This is a genomic window from Mycobacterium sp. (genome assembly GCF_035697385.1).
Classification (GTDB): Bacteria; Actinomycetota; Actinomycetes; order Mycobacteriales; family Mycobacteriaceae; genus Mycobacterium.
On sequence record NZ_DASSCY010000221.1, the window covers coordinates 1 to 20,317 of the forward strand.

Genomic DNA, 20,317 nt, shown 5'->3' on the forward strand with positions numbered 1-20,317 from the left:
CGTCGGACTGCGCCGTCGCCAGGACCTTCACCCGCTCGTTGATCTGCGGCAACGAGATCTTGGACTGCTCGAAATCCAGCGAATATCCCAGGTTGGGAGCACGGCGCAGCTCGGTGCGCACGCCGGTGGAGGCGATGAACGTCTTCGATGGCACGCAGTCCCACAGCACGCAGGCGCCGCCGATGCCGTCGGAGTCGACGACGGTGACGTCGACGACCTCGGGGCCGCGGGCTGCGGCAACGAGTGCCGCCTCATAGCCGGCGGGTCCTCCGCCGATGATCACGATGCGGGTTGCCACGGCCCTTAACCTAGCCAAGCCGACCGTTGATCGCCCGGGCAGGAGGCAAAGCCTTAGGCTTTCCCCCGTGCCGATCTACGCCGCTTACGGATCGAACATGCATCCGGATCAGATGCTGCAGCGGGCGCCCCATTCGCCGATGGCGGGTACGGGGTGGCTGCACGGCTGGCGGCTGACGTTCGGCGGCGAGGACATCGGCTGGGAAGGCGCGCTGGCCACCGTCGTCGAGGACCCGTCGTCGAAGGTGTTCGTCGTGCTGTACGACGTGACCAAGGAAGACGAGGAGAACCTCGACCGCTGGGAAGGCTCGGAGCTCGGCTTCCACAAGAAGATCCGCTGTCGCGTGGAACGGCTGTCGTCGGACACCGACACCGACCCGGTGCTGGCCTGGCTGTATGTGGTGGACGCGTGGGAGGGCGGCATACCGTCGGCGCGTTACCTCGGCGTCATGGCCGACGCAGCCGAAATCGCGGGCGCGCCAGCCGAATACGTACACAACATTCGCACTCGCCCCGCGCGGAACATCGGCCCCGGCACGTCCTAGGCCCCCTCCCCGCGAGCGACCGTGTCTGTGCACGACACGCCGCGCGTTGTTGGCCTTTCGGGGTCGCTCACGCGGCGCGAGCGCGACGAAGCTGCGCGTCGATGCGCGTTACGAACTCCCACGCGCGATACCTCACGTCCTCGAAGACGATGGCGATGACCACCCAGCCGACATCCAACAGCGCCGCAGCGCGCCTCCGGTCGCGACGCATCGCGTCAGGGCCGCTGTGCCAGTCAACGCCGTCGTACTCCACCGCGACCCGCTGCTCGGGCCAGGCGAAATCGACGCGCCGGAGATCACCATTTCCATCGATGATCTCGTACTGCAACTCCGGAATCGGCAGCCCACCGTCGATCATTGCCAACCGCGCCTCGCTTTCCATTGGCGATTCTGCACGCCCGTCTGCCAGCGCAATCAGGTCCCGAACCGCGACGATCCCCCGCCGACCAGCCTGGTTGCTAGCCGCTCGCCACAGTTCGGGCCGGGAACAACTTTGGGTGCGCAGCGCTGCGTCGAGTGTCGCGAGCAGGCGAGGACGACGCAGGCTGCGGGCAACTTCCACGGCCGTCCATTCAGGCGAGGTGGCCGGACGTTCGCCAACTAAGACCAACGGTGCGCCGTCGCGACGATGCACAACCAGACCATCAGCGGAACGGAGACGGGAACCCGGCGGGCTGAGCACATGAAGGTCGGCGGGCTGTTCGGTGTCGAAGCCAAGCAGGGCAGCGGCGGTGCCAAGGCAAACAGGTACGGCGGTGCCGCACGACAGATCGAGACCGCGTAGTCGCAGTTCGTCGGTGGGCTCGCCGCGACAGTAAATGCCTTGCCAAATGCGTTCCAGATCGCCTGTTTTCAGCTCAGCTTCGAACCCACGTCTCGTTAGATGACGCAAAATCTGGCCACTCGTCGCTACCCCACCCTGTTCGTCGAACAATCGGTCGAGCTCCTCCATGGAGTCGATCGTCGAGAACGCCGACCACGATCGAAAGAGACGAGGACTGATTTGTGGATAAGTGGCGATTTGTGGACAGCGGTCTCGCGCGACCGACCGCGAAATGACAACAACCAACGGCGTGTCGCGTACAGACACGGTCGCTCGCGCAGGAAGAAATTAGAAGTGGGCGGCTTGCTCGATGATGTTGACCAGCACCCGAACACCCACCGCCAGCGACCGCTCGTCGAGGTCAAACGTCGGCTGGTGCAGGTCGAGTTGCGGGCCGCGGCCCGTCCACACGCCAAGCCGGGCCATCGCGCCGGGCACCTCCTCGAGGTACCACGAGAAGTCCTCGCCGCCGCCAGACTGCCGGGTATCACACAACACGTCGGGGCCGATCGCCTCGATCGCGTGGGTAACGATGCGCGTCGAGATCTCCTCGTTGACCACCGGCGGCACGCCCCGGCGATACTGCAGGCTGTACTCGATGCCCAGCGGCGCCATAAGCGACGAGACTATCTCACGCACAATGGATTCCATCGCATCCCAGGTGTCGCGGCTGGCGGTGCGGATCGTTCCCGCGAGCGTGCCGGTCTGCGGGATGGCATTGGCCGCCACGCCCGCATTGACCGCACCCCACACCATCACCGTGCTGTTGCGCGGGTCGATGCGACGCGACAGCACGCCGGGCACACCGGTGATCAGCGTGCCGAGCCCGTACACCAGATCGCCGGTCAGGTGCGGCCGCGACGTGTGCCCGCCGTGCGATTGCAGCGTCACCTCGATCTGATCGGCCGCCGAGGTGATCGGGCCGGGCCGCACCGCGACCTTGCCGACCGCCAACCGTGGATCGCAGTGCAACGCGAAGATCCGCGACACGCCGGTCAGCGCTCCCGCCGCGATGGCGTCGATCGCCCCACCGGGCATCAGCTCCTCGGCGGCCTGGAAGATCAGCCGCACACCGACCGGCAGTTCGGGCACCGACGCCAGCGCAAGCGCCGTGCCGAGCAGGATCGCCGTGTGCGCGTCGTGACCGCATGCGTGCGTGACGTTGGGCACCACCGACGCGTACGGCGCGCCGGTCCGCTCGGCCATCGGCAGCGCGTCCATATCGGCCCGCAACGCGATCCGCGGCCCATGCTCAGGCCCGAAGTCGCAGGTCAGTCCCGTACCGCCGGGCAGCACCTTCGGGTTCAGGCCCGCGTCGGCCAGGTGCGAGGCGACGAACTGCGTGGTCGCGAACTCCTGGCGGCCCAGCTCCGGGTGCGCGTGAATGTGCCTGCGCCACGCGACCATGTCGTTGTAGTGGGCATCCAGCCACAGCTCGGTGGTGTCGACGATGCTCATGCCTCGACTCCCACTCGCTCCGCCAGCAGCTGAAGAACCCGGTCCCGCTCGGCCGGCGTCTCGGCCAGGGTGACGACCGTGCGGGCCAGCATGATCGCGCCCTCGACGACGGCCGTGTCGGCGCTGGGGCCCGCGGCGGCCGCGGCGAACGCCGGTTGGTGCACCGAAGCTCCCTCGGCGTCGATGCCGACGATCGGATGGATGCCGGGCATCACCTGTGTGACATTGCCCATGTCTGTGCTGCCCAGTGGCAGCGCTGCCTCCACCTCCTCCGCGACGGGAGTCCGGCCTTGTCGCACCATCTCGGCGCGGAAGGTGTCGGCGAGCCATTTGTCGGGGGTGAGCTCGTGGTAGGGCGGTTCGGTTTCTTCGACCTGGTAGTCACAACCCGTCGCCACTGCGCCTGCGAGGAAGCAGTCCGCGATCCGGGCTTCGAGCTCGCGCAGCGACGCGGCGTCGTTGGCCCGCATCGTGTACTGCATTTCGGCGTGCCCGGGAATGACGTTGGTGGCCTGCCCACCTTCGGTGACGATGCCGTGCACCATCTGCCCCGGCGCCAGCTGCTGCCGCAAGAGCCCGATCGCGACCTGCGCGACCGTGATCGCGTCGGCGGCGTTGAGACCCAGATACGGCGCGACGGCGGCGTGCGCCTCTCGACCGAGGTAGCCGACCGCGACCTGAGACAGCGCCAGCGACCGCGCCCTGGCGATGTCCAGCGGGCCGGGATGCAGCATCACCGTCGCGGCGATGTCGTCGAACGTTCCGGCCTTGAGCAGCAACGCTTTTCCGCCGCCGGCCTCCTCGGCTGGCGTGCCGAGCAGCGCCACCGTCAGCCCCAGGTCGTCGGCCACCTCGGCCAGCGCCAGCGCGGTGCCCACCGCGGAAGCGGCGATGATGTTGTGCCCGCACGCATGTCCGATACCGGGAAGCGCGTCGTATTCGGCGCAAATGCCGATGACCAACGGGCCGCTGCCGTAGTCGGCGCGAAACGCGGTGTCCAACCCGCCGGGCGCCGCCGTGATCTCGAAGCCGTACTCAGCGACCAGCGCCTGGGTCTTGGCGCAGCTGCGGTGTTCGGCGAACGCGAGTTCGGGCTCGGCGTGGATCGCGTGCGACAGCTCGATCAGATCTCCACGGCGTCGGTTGACGGCGTCTTCGACGCTTATCGACGCGGTGGCGGTGGACATCTTGGCAGTATCTCATTGCGCTGCAAAGCGCATGGTGACAGATAAGCTCGCCCACTGTGACGAGCCCAGCGGCGGTGGCCCAAGTTGCGGCGGCCGCCATTCGCGATCGCACCGGGGTCGACGTGCACGACGTCGCGGTGACCCTGGGGTCTGGCTGGGCACCTGCCGTTGCTGTGCTCGGCGATCCGGTGGCAGTGGTGCCGATGGCGGAGCTGCCGGGATTCACCCCGCCGACCGCGGCGGGCCACGGCGGAGAGGCACTGTCGTTGCGCATCGGCGACCGCCGCGTGCTGGTGTTCGTCGGCCGTATCCACGCCTACGAGGGGCACGACCTGCGCCACGTCGTTCACCCCGTGCGCACCGCGTGTGCCGCAGGGGCGCAGACGGTGGTGCTGACCAACGCGGCTGGCGGGCTTCGCGAGGATTTCACCGTCGGCCAGCCGGTGCTGATCAGCGACCATCTCAACCTGACCGCGAGATCACCCCTGGTCGGCGCGGAGTTCGTGGACCTGGTCGACGCGTACTCGCCGCGGCTGCGGGCCATCGCCCATGAGATCGAGCCGTCGCTGGCCGAGGGCGTCTACGCCGGGCTGCCCGGCCCGCACTACGAGACGCCCGCGGAGATCCGAATGCTTCGCACACTGGGCGCTGACCTAGTGGGGATGTCGACCGTGCACGAGACGATCGCGGCACGCGGGGCCGGTGCGCAGGTGCTTGCGGTGTCGTTGGTGACGAATCTGGCCGCAGGCATGACGGGGCATCCGCTCAGTCACGACGAGGTGTTGGAGGCGGGCCGTCAGTCCGCGACCCGGATGGGCTCCCTGCTGTCGGCAGTGATTGCCCGACTCTGACTCTGCAGCCGCCGTTTGGTCACCCAGATCACGGCTCGGGCCAGGAACGGCGCCGCGAACAGCATCAGCAGAACGCGCAGTACCTGGGCCGCGACGATGAACGTGACATTGGATCCCGTCTCGACCGCGCTGGCCAAGATCGCGTAGACGCCGCCGGGACTGGTGGCGAGGTATCCCTCCAGCGGAGTGAGGCGGGTGAAGTGCGCCAGCACCATGCCGAGCCCGGCGGTCGCGACGGACAGTACGACGATCAGGCCGATGGCCGCGGGCAGCATCCGGGCGACCGCACGCATTGACTCGCGGGTGAACGCCAATCCGGCCTGCCAGCCGATCAACACATAGCCAATCTGGACGAGCGCCACGGGCACGGTGAGGCCGAACGACATGCCGGTGAGCTCAAGGGCGACGGTGATCGCCAACGGTCCCAGCAGGCCGGCGCCTGGCAACCGGATCAACCGGCCGACGGTGGCGCCGACCAGAATGATTGCGGCGATCATGCCGATGCTGAGATACCAAGGGGCGGTGTCGGTCTGAGTGGCAATGGTCGCCTCGTGCGACTTGTCGGCGTGGTAGATCAGCGTCACCACCACAGGCATGGATGCGGTGACCAGCGCGACACGCAGGTATTGCACGACGGAGACGACGCGGTCATCACCGCCGAGCTCGCGCGCGATGGCGACAATGCCGGATGCGCCCCCGGCCACCAGCGCTAGCGACCCGGTCAGCGGGCTGACATCACGGTGCAGCCCGAGCAGCACCCCGGCGACGATGCTCACGACCAGTGTCGCCACCGCGATGGCGACCACGATCGGCCAATCGGAGCCGAGCGCCCCGACGGCGTCCGCGTTGACCATCGTGCCGATGTAGACGCCGAGCACGCCTTGCGCGGCGACACCGGCTCTTCGGGGTACGCGGCTGGGAGCCAGTGATAGTAGGGCCAGCGCGATACCGACGGCCAAGGCGGCGAACAGTGCCGCGGACGGAACGCCGATCAGGTCGAGCGGGACGGTGACGGCGGCGGTTACCGCTATGAGTAAGACCCACCTGAGTATCCGCCGCACTTTTTCCACGATGATTACAAGTATGCCCTTGCTATTTCGCGATCGCAAACGCCGTAGATGCCCGTGACAGGGGAACTTTGCCAAGGTATAACTTGGTTGTGACCAGCGTTACCGCGAACGTTTCCGCCCCCACGTCCGCAGCCACCGAACTGCGCGAGTCGATGATGGCGGTGACCCGGCAGATGCGCAGGCACCGCCCCGACCACGGCCTGACGCTGACGCAGATGGAGTTGCTCGGGGAGGTCAGCCGCACCGGCGTGACGACCCCCGCCGAGCTTGCTACCCGGTTGCACGTGCGCGTCCAGTCGCTGACCGACAGCATCAACGAACTGGTCGGCCGTGGACTGGTCGCCCGCCGCCCGGACGAGGAAGACCGGCGTCGTCAGCTGATCGAGATCACCGAATCGGGTACGGCGCTGCTCGACGCGGACCGAGCCGAGCGCGACGCCTGGTTGCACGACACCATGCGCGAGCACCTGTCCCAGCTCGAGTTCGATCTGTTGATGCTCGTCGCGCCGGTGCTTCGCAAGCTGGCTTATGCGGACGCGAAAGCGGGCACACTAGCCGTATGACTTCGTCGCGGACCTCTACGGCCGCGCAGGAGTGGATTGCCCATGACCCCGACCCGCAGACCGCTGCCGAGCTGGCGGCGTGCAGCGACGAAGAACTCGAGCAACGGTTCGCTCAGTCGCTGACGTTCGGGACCGCGGGTCTGCGTGGGCCCCTGCGCGGCGGACCCAACGGGATGAATCTGGCCGTCGTGTTGCGCACGACATGGGCGGTCGCCAAGGTCCTCAAGGACCATGGCCTTGGCGGATCACGGGTGGTGATCGGTCGAGACGCCAGGCACGGTTCCGAGGAGTTCGCGCTGGCGGCCGCAGAAGTCCTTGCCGCCCAAGGCTTCTCGGCGGATCTACTTCTCGCGGCGGCGCCGACACCTGTGGTCGCGTTCGCCGTCCGCCATATGCGTGCCTCGGCGGGTATCCAGATCACGGCGTCACACAATCCTCCTTCGGACAACGGCTACAAGGTCTACTTCGAAGGCGGCTTCCCCATCGTGGCGCCGATCGACCAACAGATCGAGGACGCCATCGCCGAGGCGCCCTACGCCGACGAAATCCCGCGCCGAGCCGTCGAGGTGTCGGGCATCGACGCAATCCAGCACTACATCGAGCGCGCCGCACACGTCCGGCACACGCATGGCTCACTGCGGGTGGCCCTTACGCCGCTGCACGGCGTTGGCGGCGAATATGCCCTCGATGCGTTGGTGCGGGCCGGGTTCTCCGACGTACACGTCGTCGAGAGCCAGTTCGCGCCCGACCCCGACTTCCCCACCGTCACGTTCCCGAATCCCGAAGAGCCCGGCGCGGTCGACGCGCTGCTGGAACTGGCCGACGAGACCAACGCCGATGTCGCCATCGCGCTCGATCCTGACGCGGACCGTTGTGCGGTCGCGGTTCCGACACCGGACGGGTGGCGCATGCTGACCGGAGACGAAACCGGTTGGCTGTTAGGCGATTACATCCTCGCCCAGGTCGAACCGGGTCCCGTCATCGAAACGACGGTGGTCGCCAGCACGGTGGTGTCGTCACGGATGCTGGCGGCGATCGCCAAGGACCACGGCGCCCATCACGTCGAGACCCTGACCGGATTCAAATGGCTCTCGCGTGCCGATGTTCAAACGCCGGGCTGCACGCTGGTGTACGCGTACGAGGAGGCGATCGGCCATTGCGTCGACCCCGCCGCGGTGCGCGACAAGGACGGCATCAGCGCCGCCGTCTTGTTCTGCGATCTGCTTGTGGCACTGAGGGATCAGGGCCGCACGGTGTTCGACGCGCTGGACGACCTGGCTCGCCGTCATGGCGTGCACCTGACATCGGCCGTGACGGCGGACACGCGAGATGCCGGCGAGGTGGTGGCACGATTGCGTGCCAAGCCGCCGACCACACTGGCCGGGATACCGGGCAGGGTGGAGGATCTCCTCGCCCGCAGCGGCCAAGAGCGCACCGATGCGCTGATCTTCACCGGCGGAGACAAGAACACCTCAGTGCGGCTCGCCGTTCGCCCGTCGGGCACTGAGCCGAAAGTCAAGTGCTACATCGAGATTCGTCAAGCCGTCGAGGACGGGCAGCTGGCGGATGCTCGGGACAGAGCCGCAAACCTCCAAGCGAAGGTCGAAGCGGAGGCGAAGGCCCTGCTGTAGCGCGGGCACATTAGTCACAACTAGCGCGGCCCGAACTGCCGATCGCCCGCGTCGCCCAGACCCGGCACGATGTAGGCGATGTCGTTGAGTCGTTCATCGATGGTGGCGGTGAACAGCCGCATGTTGGGCGCGACCTTCTCCAGCGCCGCAATGCCTTCCGGCGCGACCACCACGCACACCGCTGTGATGTCGACGGCATTGCGGGAATGCAAAAGCCCGATGGTGTACGCCATCGAACCGCCGGTGGCCAGCATCGGGTCCAGCACCATCACCGGCTGAGTGCTCAGGTCGTCGGGTAGCGACTCCAAATACGGTGTCGGCTCATGTGTTTCCTCGTCACGGGCGACTCCGACGAACCCGACTCGCGCCTCCGGAATCAGCGCATGCGCCTGATCAACCATGCCCAGCCCGGCACGCAGCACCGGCACCAGCAGCGGCGGCTTGGCCAGGCGGCAGCCGGTGGTTTGCGCCAGCGGCGTGCGGACATCGACGGTCTCGACGGCGGCGTCACGGGTGGCCTCATAGACGAGCATCAGGGTCAGGTCACGCAGCGCCGCACGGAACACCGCGTTATCGGTGGCCTCGTCGCGCAGAGTGGTCAGCCGCGCGGCGGCCAGCGGGTGATCGACGACGTGCACATGCATGCGCAGACCTTATGTCGGCGGGAACCGTAATACCGCCGCGTCCGTCGTAACCGCATGCTCGCCGATACCGATGCCATCCGAGCGCTGGGCACCGCCAGCTCGACCCACGCCGCCGACCTCGCCGCTATCGCATCGACTCTGTCGTCGTTGCCGGGCCCGGCGTCCGCTTCGATGTTCGGCCCCGTCGGGGCTTCGTTCCTGGCCGCGCTTGCCGACGCCGCGGCCTGCGAGGCACGGGCAGCGGCGGAGTTGAGCGACAGCGTCTGCGCCGCGTGCACCACCGCGCACGCCTCTGCGACCGCCTACGACGACGTCGACCAGCGCGTCGGCGGTCGGATCGGCGGGCTCTAGCGATGCCGAGCGATTTGGTCGCCGCGCTTGCGGCGCCGATCCGTGAAGTGCAGTCGATGGTCGGCCCCGGCTGGTCAGGCGATCCCTCGCAGGATCCGGCCACCGCGTTCGGCGGGGTCCGCGATGCGCTGGCCGAGGTTTCGGCGGCCACCGGCCGCGCGTGGAGCCAGGCCGGTGCGCGCTGGTCGGGAGCCGGAGCGGGCGGCGCTTCCGATTTCACGGCGTCGACGATGGCGGCGGTCGACGCACTGGCGGCCCGCTCCGGCCAGTTGGGCGCGGCGGCTGAAACCGCGGCAGCAGCGGTTGCGAGGGCCAGCGACCGGTTGCGCGCCATCGTCGAGCGATTCGAGGCCCGCGCTGGCGCGCTGGAACCGAACCTGGATTCGCCTGGCGTCGCAGAGGACCTGCTGGCCGAGGCTCAGCGGTCGCTCGACGAGGCCATCGCGGTTGTCGAGGAGCTGCGCGCCGAGCTGGACGGGCATGGCGCCACGTTGACCGCCCCCGCCTCCCCCGCGTCGACGACGCCTGCGGGCATGACCGGTGCGGCGATGCCGTCGATGGGCTCGATGGGCTCCGGCTTCGGCGGCGGGTTGCCGATGAGCCCCGCCGCCGGGGCGGGCGGGATGCTCGGTTCAGGGCTTGGCGACCTCGCGAAGCTCTCGTCGCCCGAGGCCTTCGTCCCGTCCCCCGATGCGGCCAACTTCGGCAGCGGCGTGGCAATCCGGCTGCCCGACGGCAGCACGGCGATGGCTCCCAACGCGGTCGCGGCCAGCGCCGTCCGGCACGCGCTGACGCAACTCGGGGTGCCCTATCAGTGGGGCGGCACGACACCCGGCGTCGGCCTGGACTGCAGCGGCCTGACGCAGTGGGCGTATCACGAAGCGGGACTGGAGATTCCGCGGCTGGCGCAGGAACAACATGTGGGCGCCGCGGTCTCTGCCGGCTCGTTGCGGCCAGGCGACCTCGCGGTGTGGGACGGCCACGTCGCGATGATCGTTGGCAACGGCACGATGATCGAGGCAGGCGATCCCGTGCAGCTTTCATCGGTGCGGACAACCAACGCCGGCCAGGGCTTCCATGGATTCTTCCGCCCCACCGCGTGACGGGGTCGACGGGCTCGACGCGATGGCTCGGCGCTTCGACGAGACCATGGGCCGGGCACGTGCGCGGGCCGCCGCCATGAATAGGACCGCAGACGAACTGGCGAGGCGCAAGGACGCCGGTCAACACCGCAGACGCATGCTCGACGACTTGGCTCTTGAACTCGGTCGTTAGGCTGTGCCGCATGGCTGCTGACATCGTGCCGATCCGGCTCGGATTGACCAAGGGCGACCTGTACACCTTGTGGGCCCCACGCTGGCGCGACGAGGGTGACGAGTGGGAGGCGTTTCTCGGCAAGGACGACGATCTGTATGCCTTCGAGTCGGTGGCTGACCTGGCCGCGTTCGTCAGGACCAACAAGGACAACGACCTCGTCGACCACCCGGCGTGGGAGAAGCTGACCGAGGCGAACGCGCACACGTTCGACCCCGCCGAGGACCGCCAGTACGACGTCATCGGCGTGCAGGAGCTGGCCGCGGAGAAGCCGAGCGAGGAGACGGTCGCCGAGCTGCACCGCACGCTGGCCATCGTGTCGGCCCTCGGCTCGGTGTGTGAGCTGCCCGCGGTCACCAAGTTCTACAACGGCAACCCGGTGCTCGGCCTGCTGGGCGGCGGCATCGACGCGTTCGCCGGCCGGCCCGGCCGCAAGCGGTGGGCCGAGATCGAATCGGTGATCGGACGCGGCTGGGACAACGTGGTCGACGCGCTGGACGCCGTCATCACCACCCCCGAGGTCGATCAGGCCGCGTCGGAGAAGGCCGAGGCCGAGCTGGCCGAGCCCGCGCCCGAACCCGAGGTTGAAGAGGTTGCCGACGATGAGGACGACGAGGACGTCGTGATCGACGACATCGTCGACACCGACTCCGAAGCCGAGGCACTCGCCAGCGCTGCCGAGCAGAGGGTGCTCGGCAGCGACGTGGACTTCTGGGTGCGGGTCGGCATCGATCCGGTACGGATAATGACCAGCGGAGGCACGTTCTTCACGTTGCGGTGCTACCTCGACGACCAGCCGATCTTCTTGGGCCGCAACGGAAGAATCAGCGTGTTCGGCTCCGGTGGCGCGCTCGCCCGCTATCTGGCCGACGAGCACGACCACGACCTGTCGGATCTGGCCACCTATGACGACATCCGTACCGCGGCCACCGACGGTTCACTGCGTATCGACGTCAGCGACGACAACGTCTACGTGCTGACCGGCATCGCCGACGACCTGGCCGACGGGCCCGATGCACTCGATCGCGACCAGCTGGAGCTGGCCGTCGAACTGCTCAGGGACGTCGGCGATTACGCCGAGGACACCACTGTCGAGGAGACGCTGGACGCCGACCAGGAGTTGGGTCGGCTGGTTGCCCATGTGCTCGACCCGGACACGGTGCGACGCCCGAGCCCGCCGTACGCCACGGCCGTCGAGCAGTGGGAGGCGCTGGAGGCCTTCCTGGAGTCGCGGCTGCGCCCGGAGTAGCGCTACAGCTCGGTCGCGCGCGGATGCCGCGGCTCGTACAGGCCGAGCTCGCCGCCGCCGGGGAGCCGGATGCTGGTCAACAGCCCCCAGCCCTCGTCGCTGATGTCGCCGCAGCTGACGCCCTTGGCTTTTAGGTCCTCAACGGTGGCGTTGACGTCGTCGCACATCAGATAAAGCTCGTGGGCTTGCTGGCCTTCGGTGGGATGCACGGCCACCTCGCCAGGCGGGAGTTTGAAGATCAGCCAGCCGCCACCAGCGTCGACGTGGGGATACTTGAGCACATCTTGGAAGAACGCCCGGTCCGCGTCGGCGTCGCTGCTGTAGATGATGACGTGGCTGCCAGTGATCATGGCGCCACGGTACGACTCGGCGATGAATTCGCCGAGCCCCGGAGGTCTACACGGCATGACCCTGCCTATCTCCACCCGTTCCGTATCCGTGCCAGGTGCGCGCCTGCACTACGAGATCCGCGGCAGCGGCCCGCTGCTGCTGGTCATCGGCTCGCCGATGGCAGCTGCGGAGTTCGCACCGCTGGCCGACGCGCTGGCCAGTGACCACACCGTCGTCACCTACGATCCGCGCGGCTACGCCAACAGTCCCGTCGACGACCCCGACGCACCGTCCGGTGTCGAGCAGCGCGCCGACGACGTCAACGCCATCCTCGACGACCTCGGCGCCGAGTCGGCCGACCTGTTCGGCTCCAGCGGCGGAGCGGTGACGGGTCTCGCGCTCGTCACCCGCTACCCCGGGCGCATCGGCACACTGATCGCCCATGAACCGCCGTTGTTGGGGCTGCTGCCCGACGCGGCACAGCAACACGCGAACACCGAGGCCATCATCGACACCTTCCACCGCGACGGGTTCGAGTCGGCGTGGATGCACTTCATGCGCAATGCCGGCTTCGACGTGTCGCCCGACGAGGCGCCGACCGCCCCGCCTGAGCAGTCGGAGGACGACGTGCGCCAGGCCGCCCGCTTCTTCGAAATCGACCTGCGCCCGACGACCCAATACGTTCCCGACATCGAGGCGTTGAAGGCGAGCCAGACGCGCGTCGTGATCGGCGTCGGCGTGGACTCAACGAAGCTGCTGACCTACGACACCTCGGCGAAGCTGGCCGAGCTGCTCGGCGGCACGCCTGCCGAGTTCCCCGGCGATCACGGCGGATTCATGGGCGCCCCAACCGAATTCGCCGACGCGTTGCGTAAGGTGTTGGCGCGCTAGCCGATGAGCACGGCGTAGCGCGGCTTGATCACGTCGTCGATGATCGCCAGGCGTTCGTCGAACGCGATGAACGCCGACTTCATCGCGTTGATCGTGAAGCGTTCCAGGTCGCTCCAGCCGTAGCCGAATGCCTCGACAAGCCGCAGCATCTCCTGGCTCATCGAGGTGTCGCTCATCAACCGGTTGTCCGTGTTCACGGTGACGCGAAACCGTAGCCGGGCCAGCCGGTCGAACGGGTGCTCGGCGATGCTGCCGACCGCGCCGGTCTGCACGTTCGAGCTCGGGCACATTTCGAACGGGATTCGCTTGTCCCGCAACAACGATGCCAGCCTGCCCAGCTGTGCGGTTCCGTCTGGTCCTACGGAGATGTCGTCGACAATCCGCACGCCGTGACCGAGGCGGTCCGCGCCGCAGAACGCGATCGCCTCGTGAATGGACGGCAGGCCGAACGCCTCACCGGCGTGAATGGTGAAGCGCGCGTTGTTGCCTCGCATGTACTCAAACGCGTCGAGGTGTCGCGTAGGTGGATAACCCGCCTCCGCGCCCGCGATGTCGAAGCCGACGACGCCCTTGTCGCGGAACCGGATCGCCAGTTCCGCGATCTCGCGGGACCGAGCCGCGTGCCGCATAGCGGTGACCAGGCAGCGCACCGTGATGGCGCGACCTTCCGCGCTGGCGGCCTTCTCGCCGTCGGCGAAACCGGCCAGCACGGCGTCCACCACCGCGTCCAGCGACAGGCCACCTTCGATGTGCAGCTCTGGCGCGAACCTGATCTCCGCATAGACCACGTTGTCGGCGGCCAGGTCTTCGACACACTCGAATGCCACCCGGTGCAGCGCCTCCGGTGACTGCATCACCCCGACGGTGTGCGCGAACGGCTCCAGGTAACGCACCAGCGATCCGCTGTGCGCTGCCGTGCGGAAGAACTTTGCGAGCTCATCGATATCGGTCGCGGGCAGGTCGTCGTAGCCGTTCGCGTCGGCCAGCTCCAGCACCGTGGCCGGACGCAGGCCGCCGTCGAGATGGTCGTGCAACAGGGCCTTCGGCGCTTGGCGGATCGATTGCAGAGTCAGCGGCGTGGTCATGGCGTGATCCGATCAATGATCAGCGGCCGCTGGGTCGCAGCGGTATCGCCGACGCTCCATGCGCCATCCAGCTCGGCCATCGCTGCCTCGAAGCGTTCGGGCGTCTCGGTATGCAGTGTGAAAAGCGCCTGCCCTGCTACGACGGGCTCGCCGGGGCGCCGATGGATCAGCAGTCCGGCGCCTGACTGCACCTGCTCGCCCGGGCGGGAGCGGCCCGCACCGAGCCGCCACACTGCCAGTCCCACCGCCATTGCGTCGATATTGCCCATCGTGCCATCGCGCGATGCCGTGATGGTCTCGGAATGCGTAACGATCGGCAACGCGCCAGCGGAAAGGGAGGCCAGGTCACCGCCCTGCGCGGCGACCAGCGCGCGGAAGCGGTCCATCGCGGTGCCGTCGCGCAGCGTCTGCGCCGGATCGACGCCGTCGATGCCCGCCGCGTCGAGCATCTCGGCCGCCAAGGCCAGCGTCAGCTCCACCACGTCGTTGGGGCCGCCGCCGGCCAGCACCTCCAGCGACTCGATGACCTCGACCGCGTTGCCGACCGCCCGGCCAAGCGGCGTGTACATATCGGTCAATAAGGCCCGGGTCGTCAGCCCGTGCGAGGTGCCGAGGTCGACCATCGTGCGCGCCAGCTCGCGCGCCTCTGCCTCCGTCTTCAGGAACGCCCCCGAGCCGACCTTGCAGCCCAGCACCAAGGCGCGGGTGCCCTCGGCAATCTTCTTGCTCATCACCGAGCTGGCGATCAACGGAAGCGACTCGGTGGTGGCTGTGACGTCGCGCAGCGCATAGATCTTGCGGTCGGCAGGCGCCAGCTCCCCTGCCGCGAAGATCGCAGCGCCCAGATCTCGAAGTTGTTGGCGGATATGGTTTCTCGTCAACTCGGCGGTGAACCCCGGGATCGACTCCAGTTTGTCGAGCGTCCCACCGGTGTGCCCGAGTCCGCGGCCGGCGGCCTGCGGAACCGCACCGCCGCACGCCATCACCACCGGCACCAACGGGATGGTGATCTTGTCGCCGACTCCGCCGGTGGAATGCTTGTCCACCAACGCCAGTGGCTTGCCGTCATGGCGCAGATGGGTAAAGTCCATCCGCTGCCCCGAGGCGACCATGGCCGCCGTCCAGCGCGCGATCTCGCCGCCGGTCATGCCGCGCAGGAAGATCGCCATCAGCAGCGCCGACATCTGTTCGTCGGCGACCCGGCCATGGGTATAGGCATCGATCACCCAGTCGATCGCTTCGTCCGACAACACGCCACCGTCGCGCTTCACACGAATGACCGTCGGCGCATCGAATGTGAACTGGGTCACGGGGTTTCCTCGTGCGCCGGCTCGACCCGCGCAAGATCGTCGGGTCCGAACGCGTCGGGAAGCAGCTCGCCCAGCGGCCGAGGTCCCATCGGATGGTCGATCAGCAGCTGCGGACCACCGTGTTCGAGCAACACCTGCCTGCACCTCCCGCACGGCATCAGCACTGCCCCCGTGGCGTCGACACACGACAGCGCGATCAGCCGTCCGCCGCCGCTGGAATGCAGGGCGCAGACCACAGCACACTCGGCACAGAGACCTAGGCCATATGAGACATTCTCCACATTGCAGCCGGCCACCATTCGGTGATCGTCGACCAGGGCGGCCGCGCCGACGGCGAATCCCGAATATGGCGCGTAGGCATGGGTCGACGCCTCAGTTGCCTTGTGCCGCAACATTTTCCAGTCGATCTCAGACGTCATGTCAACCTCACCGGGTCGAATCTGAATGCATTCCGAAGCCACGTGCTCTCGATCGGCTCGCGGAATAGGTAACCCTAACTTTCGCGTTTTTTCCTACGTAGACCGCTAAACCGTAGTTCGTTAACAGTGGCAAGTGGGTTTAGAGTCGCCCCGAGGCTTGGGCAGGCAGTACAGGCGCCGACTGATGTCGCCGGCGGTCCGGCTACGGGGTCCAAGCGTCCACCGATGGCGTTGGAGGCCCGATGAGTACAGCGACACCCGCGGCGACGGAAGTTCCGGCTCCGCGAACCAAACCGTCGCCTCGGCGCTCCCTGTATCGCGGCGATCCCGGGATGTGGTCCTGGGTGCTGCACCGCATTACCGGAGCGACGATCTTCTTCTTCCTGTTCGTGCACGTGCTGGACACCGCGTTGGTGCGGGTCAGCCCGCAGGCCTACAACGAAGTCATCGAGACCTACAAGACGCCGATCGTCGGGTTGATGGAGGTCGGACTGGTCGGAGCCGTGCTCTACCACGCCCTCAACGGGATCCGCGTCATCCTCATCGACTTCTGGCAGCACGGGTCGCGCTATCAGCGGCGGATGCTGTGGATCGTCGCGGGCGTCTTCCTCGCGGTGATGATCCCCGCGCTGGGCGTGCTCGGCATGCACATGGCGGAGCGGTTCCTGTGACCGCGCCGTCGGGGGGCGCCTGGACACCCCACCACCGCGAGGGCCGCATCGCCCCGGTGCTCGAGAAGGAGCACGACCGCCCCGCCGGGCTTGACCACCCGCGCGCACCCCGGCGGCCAAGGGGCATCCCCTACTTCGAGAAATACGCATGGTTGTTCATGCGGTTTTCCGGCGTCGCCCTCGTCTTTCTCGCGCTCGGCCACCTGTTCATCATGCTGATGTGGGACGACGGCGTATACCGCATCGACTTCAACTACGTCGCCGAGCGCTGGGCATCGCCGTTCTGGCAGATCTGGGATATGGCCTTGCTGTGGCTGGCGATGGTGCACGGCGCCAACGGCATGCGGACCATCATCGGCGACTACGCCCGCAAGAACACCACCAAGTTCTGGCTGAATTCGCTGTTGCTGTTGGCGACCGGTTTCACGCTGGTGTTGGGCAGCTACGTGCTGGTCACGTTCGACGCGAGCATCGGGGGCTAACCAAATGATCATCGAACATCGATACGACGTGGTCATCGTCGGCGCAGGCGGAGCAGGCATGCGCGCCGCGGTCGAGGCAGGCCCGCGGGCCCGCACCGCGGTGCTGACCAAGCTGTACCCGACGCGCAGCCACACCGGCGCGGCCCAGGGCGGCATGTGCGCGGCGCTGGCCAACGTCGAAGAGGACAACTGGGAGTGGCACACCTTCGACACCGTCAAGGGCGGCGACTACCTCGCCGATCAGGACGCCGTCGAGATCATGTGCAAGGAAGCCATCGACGCGGTACTCGACCTGGAAAAGATGGGGATGCCGTTCAATCGCACCCCCGAGGGCCGCATCGACCAGCGCCGGTTCGGCGGGCACACCCGCGATCACGGCAAGGCGCCGGTGCGCCGCGCCTGCTACGCCGCCGACCGCACCGGCCACATGATCCTGCAGACGCTGTACCAAAACTGCGTCAAGCACGACGTCGAGTTCTTCAACGAGTTCTACGCGCTCGACATCGCCATGACCGAAACCCCGAGCGGGCCGGTGGCCACCGGCGTCATCGCCTACGAGCTGGCCACCGGTGACATCCACGTCTTCCACGCCAAGGCCATCGTGTTCGCCACCGGTGGCTCGGGCCGGATGTACAAGACCACCTCCAACGCCCATACCCTGACCGGCGACGGCCTCGGCATCGTGTTCCGCAAGGGACTTCCGTTGGAGGACATGGAGTTTCACCAGTTCCACCCGACGGGCCTTGCCGGGCTGGGCATCCTGATCTCCGAGGCGGTTCGCGGTGAGGGCGGCCGGCTGCTCAACGGCGACGGTGAGCGCTTCATGGAGCGCTACGCGCCGACGATCGTCGACCTGGCCCCCCGCGACATCGTCGCCCGATCGATGGTCCTCGAGGTGCTCGAAGGCCGCGGCGCAGGCCCGAACAAGGACTACGTCTACATCGATGTGCGCCACCTCGGCGCGGACGTGCTCGAGGCCAAGCTGCCCGACATCACCGAGTTCGCCCGCACGTACCTGGGCGTCGACCCGGTCAAGGAACTGGTGCCGGTCTACCCGACCTGCCACTACGTCATGGGCGGCATTCCCACCACCGTCAACGGGCAGGTGCTGCGCGACAACACCACCGTGGTGCCCGGCCTGTACGCGGCAGGCGAGTGCGCGTGTGTGTCGGTGCACGGCGCCAACCGCCTTGGCACCAACTCGCTGCTGGACATCAACGTGTTCGGCCGTCGCGCAGGCATCGCCGCGGCGAACTACGCGTTGGGCCACGACCACGTCGACCTGCCGGAGAACCCCGCAGGCATGGTCGTCGGCTGGGTCGGCGACATCCTCTCCGAGCACGGCAACGAACGCGTCGCTGACATCCGCGGCGCGCTGCAGCAGTCGATGGACAACAACGCCGCGGTGTTCCGCACCGAGGAAACGCTCAAGCAGGCGCTGACCGACATCCATGCCCTCAAGGAGCGCTACTCCCGAATCACGGTGCACGACAAGGGAAAGCGCTACAACAGCGACCTACTCGAGGCGATCGAGCTCGGCTTCTTGCTCGAGCTCGCCGAGGTGACGGTGGTTGGCGCGCTGAACCGCAAGGAGTCTCGGGGCGGGCACGCCCGCGAGGATTACCCCAACCGCGACGACACCAATTACATGCGCCACACCATGGCCTACAAAGAGGGCACCGATCTGCTGAGCGACGTCCGGCTGGACTACAAGCCGGTGGTGCAGACCCGCTACGAGCCGATGGAACGGAAGTACTGACATGAGCGCACCCACCATCGAAGCCCCGGAAGCCGGCGACCAGCCGCTGCCCCCTGTCCCTGAGGGCGCGGTCATGGTGACGCTGAAGATCGCCCGCTTCAACCCGGAGGACCCGGATTCCGCGGGGTGGCAGAGCTTTCGCGTCCCGTGCCTGCCCACCGACCGGCTGCTGAACCTGCTGCACTACGCGAAGTGGTATCTGGACGGCACACTGAGCTTCCGCCGGTCCTGCGCGCACGGAGTCTGCGGCTCCGACGCGATGCGGATCAACGGCGTCAACCGGCTGGCGTGCAAGGTGCTGATGCGGGACCTGCTGCCGAAGAAACCGGGCAAGCAGCTCACCATCACCATCGAGCCGATCCGCGGGCTGCCCGTCGAGAAGGACCTCGTGGTGGACATGGAGCCGTTCTTCGACGCCTTCCGCGCCGTCAAGCCGTACCTGATCACCAGCGGCAACCAGCCGACGCGGGAACGGATTCAGAGCCAGACCGACCGCGCCCGCTACGACGACACCACCAAGTGCATTCTGTGCGCGTGCTGCACCACGAGCTGCCCGATCTACTGGAGCGAGGGCAGCTACTTCGGCCCGGCCGCGATCGTCAACGCGCACCGCTTCATCTTCGACAGCCGCGATGAGGCCGCCGCCGAACGGCTGGACATCCTCAACGAGGTCGACGGCGTCTGGCGCTGCCGGACGACGTTCAACTGCACCGAGTCCTGCCCGCGCGGCATCCAGGTGACGCAGGCCATCCAGGAGGTCAAGCGCGCGCTGATGTTCGCCCGCTAACAGCGATTTGTGGAGTCTTAGCCGCGCTAACCGCCGGTAGCGCTCCACAAATCGCCTAGATGACGAACACCGGGATGAAGATTCCGAACAACCAGAACCCGAAGACGTTGAAGTGGGGATGCCAGATCGGGTGCACCCGGTAGCCCCAGTAATCGATCCATTCCGGCGGGTGTCCGCGCCAATGGACCGCTGGCGGCGGTCCCCAGCCCCACGGCGGCCGGTCATCGTGGCGCCACCTGTGGTGCTTCCACCACTTGTCCCAGTCGTGGTCGTTCCAGTGCTTCCACTCCTGGTCACGCCACTTGTTCCAGTCCTGGTCGCGCCAGTTGTCGTTCCAGCCGTTGTCACGCCAGTCGTTGTCGACCCACTCCTGGTTGTCCCAGTCCTCCCAGTCCGGGTCGGCGTTGGCCGGCACAACACCGGCACCGAACGCCGTGCCGCCTAAAACGGCTGCAATTGCCCCCTGGGCCATGACCTTTTTGAAGTTCATTTGTGACTCCTCGTCCCCGACTCGAACAGGAAACTGAGAAGGCCACCCCCGACCGTCTGCCAAGTCCGGCCTGGACAGACTTGATCGATCTCACTTGGATATCGCCCGGT

General features: G+C 67.4%; 24 protein-coding genes. 13 read left to right on the top strand and 11 right to left on the bottom strand.

Annotated features, from left to right (window positions below):
- Nucleotides 1-298: FAD-dependent oxidoreductase (locus VFH65_RS18660; protein WP_353323445.1), on the bottom strand; the 298-nt coding region annotated here is incomplete at its 3' end.
- 67 nt (nucleotides 299-365) lie between these two features.
- Between VFH65_RS18660 and VFH65_RS18665 the strand changes: the two genes are divergently transcribed.
- Nucleotides 366-842 carry a gamma-glutamylcyclotransferase gene (locus tag VFH65_RS18665; protein ID WP_353323447.1) on the top strand — a complete coding sequence of 159 codons (477 nt, stop codon included), beginning with the start codon at nucleotides 366-368 and terminating at the stop codon, nucleotides 840-842.
- A gap of 67 nt (nucleotides 843-909) precedes the next feature.
- Here the strand turns inward: VFH65_RS18665 and VFH65_RS18670 are convergent, their stop codons facing one another.
- The 3 genes from VFH65_RS18670 to VFH65_RS18680 form a co-directional block, all read right to left on the bottom strand.
- Complete coding sequence (locus VFH65_RS18670) at nucleotides 910-1,794, bottom strand: hypothetical protein (RefSeq protein WP_353323449.1); 885 nt, start codon at nucleotides 1,792-1,794, stop codon at nucleotides 910-912.
- Between the two features lie 159 nt (nucleotides 1,795-1,953).
- Nucleotides 1,954-3,123, bottom strand: coding sequence for an amidohydrolase (locus VFH65_RS18675; RefSeq protein ID WP_353323450.1), 1,170 nt, complete (start codon nucleotides 3,121-3,123; stop codon nucleotides 1,954-1,956).
- Nucleotides 3,120-4,310: a M20 family metallopeptidase gene (locus VFH65_RS18680; RefSeq protein ID WP_353323452.1), complete on the bottom strand. Its 1,191-nt coding sequence runs from the start codon at nucleotides 4,308-4,310 to the stop codon at nucleotides 3,120-3,122. The genes VFH65_RS18675 and VFH65_RS18680 overlap by 4 nt, the downstream gene beginning before the upstream one ends.
- Nucleotides 4,311-4,366: 56 nt before the next feature.
- Between VFH65_RS18680 and VFH65_RS18685 the strand changes: the two genes are divergently transcribed.
- Nucleotides 4,367-5,161, top strand: a complete 795-nt coding sequence (locus VFH65_RS18685) for a purine-nucleoside phosphorylase (RefSeq protein WP_353323453.1) — start codon at nucleotides 4,367-4,369, stop codon at nucleotides 5,159-5,161.
- Here the strand turns inward: VFH65_RS18685 and VFH65_RS18690 are convergent.
- A complete protein-coding gene (locus VFH65_RS18690; protein WP_353323455.1) occupies nucleotides 5,107-6,222 on the bottom strand; it encodes an AbrB family transcriptional regulator in 1,116 nt (371 codons plus the stop codon). The two genes, VFH65_RS18685 and VFH65_RS18690, sit on opposite strands and share 55 nt — an antisense overlap.
- A gap of 161 nt (nucleotides 6,223-6,383) precedes the next feature.
- Between VFH65_RS18690 and VFH65_RS18695 the strand changes: the two genes are divergently transcribed.
- Nucleotides 6,384-6,794: a MarR family winged helix-turn-helix transcriptional regulator gene (locus tag VFH65_RS18695; protein ID WP_353323480.1), complete on the top strand. Its 411-nt coding sequence runs from the start codon at nucleotides 6,384-6,386 to the stop codon at nucleotides 6,792-6,794.
- The gene (locus VFH65_RS18700) at nucleotides 6,791-8,425 is read left to right on the top strand and encodes a phospho-sugar mutase (RefSeq protein WP_353323456.1); all 1,635 of its coding nucleotides are present in this window, start codon (nucleotides 6,791-6,793) and stop codon (nucleotides 8,423-8,425) included. Before VFH65_RS18695 ends, VFH65_RS18700 begins: the two co-directional genes overlap by 4 nt.
- A 20-nt stretch (nucleotides 8,426-8,445) precedes the next feature.
- Here VFH65_RS18700 and upp read toward each other — a convergent pair whose 3' ends face one another.
- Nucleotides 8,446-9,069, bottom strand: a complete 624-nt coding sequence (upp, locus tag VFH65_RS18705; RefSeq protein WP_353323457.1) for a uracil phosphoribosyltransferase — start codon at nucleotides 9,067-9,069, stop codon at nucleotides 8,446-8,448.
- Between the two features lie 54 nt (nucleotides 9,070-9,123).
- Here upp and VFH65_RS18710 point away from each other — a divergent pair, with 54 nt between their 5' ends.
- From VFH65_RS18710 to VFH65_RS18725, 4 genes are read left to right on the top strand one after another with little or no spacing between them, the layout of a single operon-like run.
- The gene (locus VFH65_RS18710; protein WP_353323458.1) at nucleotides 9,124-9,420 is read left to right on the top strand and encodes a hypothetical protein; all 297 of its coding nucleotides are present in this window, start codon (nucleotides 9,124-9,126) and stop codon (nucleotides 9,418-9,420) included.
- 2 nt (nucleotides 9,421-9,422) lie between these two features.
- Entirely contained in the window at nucleotides 9,423-10,523 is a 1,101-nt protein-coding gene (locus tag VFH65_RS18715; RefSeq protein WP_353323459.1) for a C40 family peptidase, read from the top strand.
- Nucleotides 10,498-10,695 (top strand): hypothetical protein, encoded by a 198-nt coding sequence (locus tag VFH65_RS18720; protein ID WP_353323460.1) that lies wholly within the window; start codon nucleotides 10,498-10,500, stop codon nucleotides 10,693-10,695. Before VFH65_RS18715 ends, VFH65_RS18720 begins: the two co-directional genes overlap by 26 nt.
- 10 nt (nucleotides 10,696-10,705) lie before the next feature.
- On the top strand, nucleotides 10,706-11,983 hold the full coding sequence (locus tag VFH65_RS18725) for a primosomal protein (RefSeq protein WP_353323462.1): 1,278 nt from the start codon (nucleotides 10,706-10,708) through the stop codon (nucleotides 11,981-11,983).
- 2 nt (nucleotides 11,984-11,985) lie between these two features.
- On the opposite strand, the gene VFH65_RS18730 is transcribed toward VFH65_RS18725, so the two are convergent.
- A complete protein-coding gene (locus VFH65_RS18730; protein ID WP_353323464.1) occupies nucleotides 11,986-12,333 on the bottom strand; it encodes a VOC family protein in 348 nt (115 codons plus the stop codon).
- A 55-nt stretch (nucleotides 12,334-12,388) separates the two neighbouring features.
- On the opposite strand from VFH65_RS18730, the gene VFH65_RS18735 reads away from it, so the two are divergent.
- A complete protein-coding gene (locus tag VFH65_RS18735; protein WP_353323465.1) occupies nucleotides 12,389-13,204 on the top strand; it encodes an alpha/beta fold hydrolase in 816 nt (271 codons plus the stop codon).
- Here the strand turns inward: VFH65_RS18735 and VFH65_RS18740 are convergent.
- From VFH65_RS18740 to VFH65_RS18750, 3 genes are read right to left on the bottom strand one after another with little or no spacing between them, the layout of a single operon-like run.
- Nucleotides 13,201-14,289 (bottom strand): adenosine deaminase, encoded by a 1,089-nt coding sequence (locus tag VFH65_RS18740; RefSeq protein ID WP_353323467.1) that lies wholly within the window; start codon nucleotides 14,287-14,289, stop codon nucleotides 13,201-13,203. The genes VFH65_RS18735 and VFH65_RS18740 overlap by 4 nt on opposite strands.
- The gene (locus VFH65_RS18745; protein WP_353323468.1) at nucleotides 14,286-15,599 is read right to left on the bottom strand and encodes a thymidine phosphorylase; all 1,314 of its coding nucleotides are present in this window, start codon (nucleotides 15,597-15,599) and stop codon (nucleotides 14,286-14,288) included. The genes VFH65_RS18740 and VFH65_RS18745 overlap by 4 nt, the downstream gene beginning before the upstream one ends.
- Nucleotides 15,596-16,018, bottom strand: coding sequence for a cytidine deaminase (locus VFH65_RS18750; RefSeq protein WP_353323470.1), 423 nt, complete (start codon nucleotides 16,016-16,018; stop codon nucleotides 15,596-15,598). The genes VFH65_RS18745 and VFH65_RS18750 overlap by 4 nt, the downstream gene beginning before the upstream one ends.
- Before the next feature lie 242 nt (nucleotides 16,019-16,260).
- On the opposite strand from VFH65_RS18750, the gene sdhC reads away from it, so the two are divergent.
- Genes sdhC through VFH65_RS18770 form a run of 4 tightly spaced genes read left to right on the top strand, consistent with a single transcriptional unit; the run spans nucleotide 16,261 to nucleotide 19,717 of the window.
- Nucleotides 16,261-16,689: a succinate dehydrogenase, cytochrome b556 subunit gene (sdhC, locus tag VFH65_RS18755; RefSeq protein ID WP_353323472.1), complete on the top strand. Its 429-nt coding sequence runs from the start codon at nucleotides 16,261-16,263 to the stop codon at nucleotides 16,687-16,689.
- A gap of 47 nt (nucleotides 16,690-16,736) precedes the next feature.
- Nucleotides 16,737-17,171 (top strand): succinate dehydrogenase hydrophobic membrane anchor subunit, encoded by a 435-nt coding sequence (locus VFH65_RS18760; protein WP_414688448.1) that lies wholly within the window; start codon nucleotides 16,737-16,739, stop codon nucleotides 17,169-17,171.
- Between the two features lie 4 nt (nucleotides 17,172-17,175).
- Nucleotides 17,176-18,930: a succinate dehydrogenase flavoprotein subunit gene (gene sdhA / locus VFH65_RS18765; protein ID WP_353323475.1), complete on the top strand. Its 1,755-nt coding sequence runs from the start codon at nucleotides 17,176-17,178 to the stop codon at nucleotides 18,928-18,930.
- Nucleotide 18,931: 1 nt separating this feature from the next.
- Nucleotides 18,932-19,717 (top strand): succinate dehydrogenase iron-sulfur subunit, encoded by a 786-nt coding sequence (locus tag VFH65_RS18770; protein ID WP_353323477.1) that lies wholly within the window; start codon nucleotides 18,932-18,934, stop codon nucleotides 19,715-19,717.
- 55 nt (nucleotides 19,718-19,772) lie between these two features.
- On the opposite strand, the gene VFH65_RS18775 is transcribed toward VFH65_RS18770, so the two are convergent.
- Nucleotides 19,773-20,207 carry a hypothetical protein gene (locus VFH65_RS18775; RefSeq protein WP_353323478.1) on the bottom strand — a complete coding sequence of 145 codons (435 nt, stop codon included), beginning with the start codon at nucleotides 20,205-20,207 and terminating at the stop codon, nucleotides 19,773-19,775.
- Nucleotides 20,208-20,317 lie beyond the last annotated feature (110 nt).